This is a genomic window from Sporomusa sp., assembly GCF_057736855.1.
In genome coordinates this window covers 4,635-9,075 of record NZ_JBYKYF010000113.1, presented here as the reverse complement: position 1 = coordinate 9,075, position 4,441 = coordinate 4,635, and the positions used below count along the sequence as shown (strand labels likewise).

Here is a 4,441-nt window from a genome sequence, read left to right as displayed (position 1 = left end):
GGCATGCGTCAACGTTTAAAGCTGGCGGTAGTTAAGGCCTTGCGGCCGCAGGTATGGTTGCTGGATGAGCCGTTTGCTAATCTGGATACTGATGGCAAGACTTATGTACAGGATTTAATAGCAAATGCCCGGCGGGATAAAGCCGCTATTGTGCTTGCTACCAACGAACCTGAGGAGGCCCGATATGCTACCGATACAATTGAACTTTAGCCGGGCAGTATGGGCGATACTGACCAAAGATGCAGTATGTGAATTTCGGACAAGGTACGTAGTTGGTGCATTGCTTATGTTTGCGCTTACCACCTTATCCAGTGTAAGTATGACGCTGGCTGGGGCGGTGCTGCCGCCAACATTTGCTGCCGCGCTATTGTGGGTAGTGATGTTTTTTAGCTCCATGGCAGGCCTCTCACGGGGATTTGTTCAGGAACAGGAGGCTGGTACCGTATTAATCCTCAGACTTTATGCCACTGGTCAAACGGTCTTCTTCGGAAAATTGCTGTTTAACTGGGTGGTATTAATAGGGCTTACCTGCCTGGTGGTGCCGCTGTTTGTCCTGTTTTTCCATGTGACAATAGATATTTGGCTATCATTTATCTTAATTATATTGTTAGGCAGTACTGGTATTGCAGCAGTATCCACCCTGACTGCAGCTATGGTCATGTATGCACAGGGGAAACAGGCGGTATTTACTGTTCTTACTTTTCCAGTCTTATTACCGCAATTTTTATGCGTGATCAGTACTACTGCCAAGGTACTGTCCGGTGATGTGCCGGAGTTTCGAGAATGTCTTTTCATGGCTGGTTATGATGCTGCTGTTATTGCCGCCGGTGTACTGTTATTTGATTATGTATGGCAGGACTAAAAGTAGGTGGGTAAATGCAATCAAAAACAATTGACACAATCATTGTAGTATGTCTTGCTGGAGTGGTCTATGCTGTTTTCTATTTGGTGCCGCCGGCAGAAGGGCTGGGATATCTTGTCCGGATGGCTTTCTTTCATATCCCGGTAGCTTGGGTTTCGGTACTGGCCTTTCTGGTGTCAGCACTGGCTGCTGTCCAGTATCTTAGGACCCGCAGTCTTACATATGACACAATCAGCGCCTGTTCGGCCAAATTAGGGCTTATCTTTTGCCTGCTGGCTACTGTAAGCGGCGCTATATTTGCCAAACTGACCTGGGGAGCGTATTGGAACTGGGATCCCCGTCAGACTACGGTGTTTATATTGCTATTGATTTATGGTGCTTATCTGTCCTTGAGAACAGCCATTGAGGAAGAAGAACGACGGGCAACGGTTGCAGCGGTTTACGCGTTGTTATCTTTTATTACGGTGCCATTTCTGGTGTTTATTATTCCCAGGATGTATTTTTCGCTCCATCCCGAACCGCTGCTAAACAGCGCAGGAAAAGTGGATATGGATCCAATTATGCTGATCGTGCTGCTGGCTGCCGTAGGCGTGTGTACCGCGCTTTACGGACGGTTATTGGTTAGAAGTGTTCCCGACAGGACAATATTTTCTAAAAGGGGAAGCCAGCTATGAAGAAACAACACGTCATTTGTCTGCTGATAATTGCTGGATTTATTGCCTACAGTGCCTTAGCGTTTCATGATGCGGTTACTCCTTACGTTACCTTTGCCCAAGCCAGAACTACGAACGGCGTTGTCCAGGTAAAAGGTACGCTGGTCGGACAACAAGTCACTTTAGCCGGAGACGGGAAATCTATCCGCTTTATCCTGCGGGATGACGCGGGAGAAGAAGTTTCTGTTATTTACCGGGGGATGCAGCCAGACGGACTGGATCAGGCTGCAGGCATTGTAGCCATTGGTAAATACCGTGATGGTGAGTTTCAGGCTGACAAACTGCTGGTAAAATGTCCTTCGAAATATCAGGGGAGTGTGAATAAATGATTGGCTATGGTGCCGTGGTCTTAGCAGTCATCGTAACCATGATAGCAGTCGTCTGCTCCGGGGCGGCTAGCATCGTCAGGAAGGCTGGCAGGCAAAGCTGGGAGCGGAGCGGACACTATTGTTATCAAGTATCGGCCGGACTTATTGGTATCGCTGCCTTGTATCTGTTTTACCTTATTTTAGATAATCATTATGAATATGCCTATGTGTTTGCCTATACTTGTCGTGATTTGCCGTTGGCCTATAAATTCTCGGCCTTTTGGGCCGGGCAGGAAGGCTCGTTTTTGTTATGGCTGGTGTTTCATGCGCTATTTGGTCTGATGCTAACCCGGAGACCAGCGGCACCGGCAGGAGTCATAATGGTATATAGTTTGCTGCAGGTAGTGCTGCTTATTATGTTGCTGGTTAAGAGTCCGTTCATGATGCTGGCAGAGCCGCGTCCTGACGGGGCCGGTCTGAATCCGCTGCTGCAAGATCCCTGGATGGTTATTCATCCTCCTGTTTTGTTCCTGGGATATGCGGCACTGGCTGTGCCTTTTGCCTATGCCTTGGATGGTATGCTGAGAGGGCGACATCAGGAATGGCTGGGACCGGCGGCGCCGTGGGCGCTGTTTGCTTTGGCTGCTCTTGGTGGCGGGATGTTTATCGGTGGTTTTTGGGCGTATAAAGTGTTAGGCTGGGGTGGTTACTGGGCATGGGACCCTGTGGAGAATTCTTCTCTGGTTCCATGGCTGGTGGCTGGAGGATTGGTACATCTGCTGCTGTTAGCTAGGGTTCGTCCTGGTGCTGTTAAAGCCGTGTACGTGGCAGTGATTTGCAGTTTTTCCCTGGTCTTATATGGAACTTTCCTCACTCGCAGTGGTGTCTTACGTGATTTTTCTACCCATTCGTTTGCTGATGAAGGGATAGGTGGAATCTTAGGATTAACCGTACTGGTAGTAACCTGTTTGGCGTTTGGGCTCTATATTGCCAAACTGCCAGGTATGCCTTCAGGTCAACTCTATCCGGGGATTGTCAGCCGGGAATTTATTCTGGCACTTGCTGCACTGCTATTAGCTTTTTTTGGTGCTATTGTATTTGTGGGTATGTCTACACCGCTTGTCACCATGGCTTTTGGCAGTCCCAAAAGTGTTAGCAGCGCATTTTATAATCATGCTACGCTGCCGTTGGCTGTCGCCATGGCCGCGGTTCTGACAGCAGGGCCATACTTAGGATGGGGAACAAATCAAGCAGGCAGTCCCCCAAAATATTTATGGCCAGCACTCGGTTTAGTGGGAGGGTTATTACTGGCAGGCAGGCTTATGCTGTTTCAGCCGCTCATTATGCTTATTATCGGTTTGGCCTGTGCTGGTATCGTGGCTAACGTATATGGTGCTTATGCCCGAAAAATATCGCTGGCTGCTAGCGGTAGTCATATCGGCGTAACGGTTATGCTTGTGGGCATTATGACATCAGGGGCAGGCGGTCAATCAGCGGTAATTACCTTTACCCAAGATCAGCCGCAGGCAATTTTCGGACAGCCGCTTATTTACACTGGTACTGAAACAAAATCAGGCTGCAGAGAATTTTATCATATGTTTCAAGCCGGTTGTGATCAGACCTAAGTCAAGTCGTTGACCAAATTGAACCGTCATGGAATGCCTGCTGCCCGAGAACCAGGTATTTATCGGACGATGCTGGCCGACATATATATTGCCCCCAGACCGCAGGAGGATTCTGACCATGGTCCAGAACTAACGCTGGTCAAAGGCCAGCCGGTTATGCAGGATGGCGTAAGCTTAACCTTTCTTAGATTTAATATGGCTGGTCTGGATGGTTCAGGGGAAGTCCGGGTACAGACCATAATTGAAGTCGCTGTTGATGGTCAGACCCAAGAGGTGCGCCCTGAGCTCACCCATAGAAACGGACAGATTGTTGGTTCAACAGTAACAGCCTTTGACCGGTATGCTGTGCATATTACCGGGCTTAAACCCGGAGAAGGTAAGGTTACTGTAGAGTTTAAAGATGTAAAAGCCAGACCGCAGGCTGCAATACCAGAAACACTGGAAGCTGAAATCAGTTATAAACCCCTGATTAATCTGGTGTGGCTGGGAGCGATACTGATCACTGCCGGTGTTGGGTTGGCTGCCTGGAACAGGCTTATGGGCTATACTCAACAAATAAAAAGGGGCCAAGGTCCTGCTGTTAGGACCTAACATAGAGCCCAAATGATTTATGGAGGGAGGAGATGTTTTGGATACTGGTCAATTCCTCAACCGTAATGCGTTAAAGATTGCGCTGACAGTCTTAGCACTTGCGGCAGTAGGAATGTTGTTGGCCGGAGCCGGGTACGCGTATTCTGATAGCCCGCAGTTTTGCGGCTCGTGCCACTCTATGGCCGAAAGCACAGCTAGCTGGCAGGCTTCAAATCACAAGCAATTTAAATGTACAGACTGCCATTTGCCGCAACAAAACTTTGCGGTCAAGATGATCGTAAAAGCCAAGACCGGTATGAATGACACCTATCATGAAGTACGTAGAGATTATCCTGCAACTAT

General features: G+C 48.6%; 6 protein-coding genes and 1 pseudogene. All 7 read left to right on the top strand.

The genetic code is table 11. From position 1 onward, the window contains the following. Positions 1-210 (top strand): annotated as a pseudogene (locus AC29Z1_RS09120) (heme ABC exporter ATP-binding protein CcmA); the annotation flags it as partial. Next, the gene (locus AC29Z1_RS09115; protein WP_488271147.1) at positions 185-862 is read left to right on the top strand and encodes a heme exporter protein CcmB; all 678 of its coding nucleotides are present in this window, start codon (positions 185-187) and stop codon (positions 860-862) included. The pseudogene AC29Z1_RS09120 and the gene AC29Z1_RS09115, both read left to right, overlap by 26 nt. 14 nt (positions 863-876) lie before the next feature. After that, positions 877-1,536: a cytochrome c biogenesis protein gene (locus AC29Z1_RS09110; protein WP_488271146.1), complete on the top strand. Its 660-nt coding sequence runs from the start codon at positions 877-879 to the stop codon at positions 1,534-1,536. Beyond that, positions 1,533-1,904 carry a cytochrome c maturation protein CcmE domain-containing protein gene (locus tag AC29Z1_RS09105; protein WP_488271145.1) on the top strand — a complete coding sequence of 124 codons (372 nt, stop codon included), beginning with the start codon at positions 1,533-1,535 and terminating at the stop codon, positions 1,902-1,904. Before AC29Z1_RS09110 ends, AC29Z1_RS09105 begins: the two co-directional genes overlap by 4 nt. Next, a complete protein-coding gene (gene ccsA / locus AC29Z1_RS09100) occupies positions 1,901-3,508 on the top strand; it encodes a cytochrome c biogenesis protein CcsA (RefSeq protein ID WP_488271144.1) in 1,608 nt (535 codons plus the stop codon). Before AC29Z1_RS09105 ends, ccsA begins: the two co-directional genes overlap by 4 nt. Before the next feature lie 9 nt (positions 3,509-3,517). Continuing rightward, the gene (locus AC29Z1_RS09095; RefSeq protein WP_488271143.1) at positions 3,518-4,099 is read left to right on the top strand and encodes a hypothetical protein; all 582 of its coding nucleotides are present in this window, start codon (positions 3,518-3,520) and stop codon (positions 4,097-4,099) included. 37 nt (positions 4,100-4,136) lie between these two features. After that, positions 4,137-4,441: cytochrome c3 family protein (locus AC29Z1_RS09090; RefSeq protein WP_488271142.1), on the top strand; the 305-nt coding region annotated here is incomplete at its 3' end.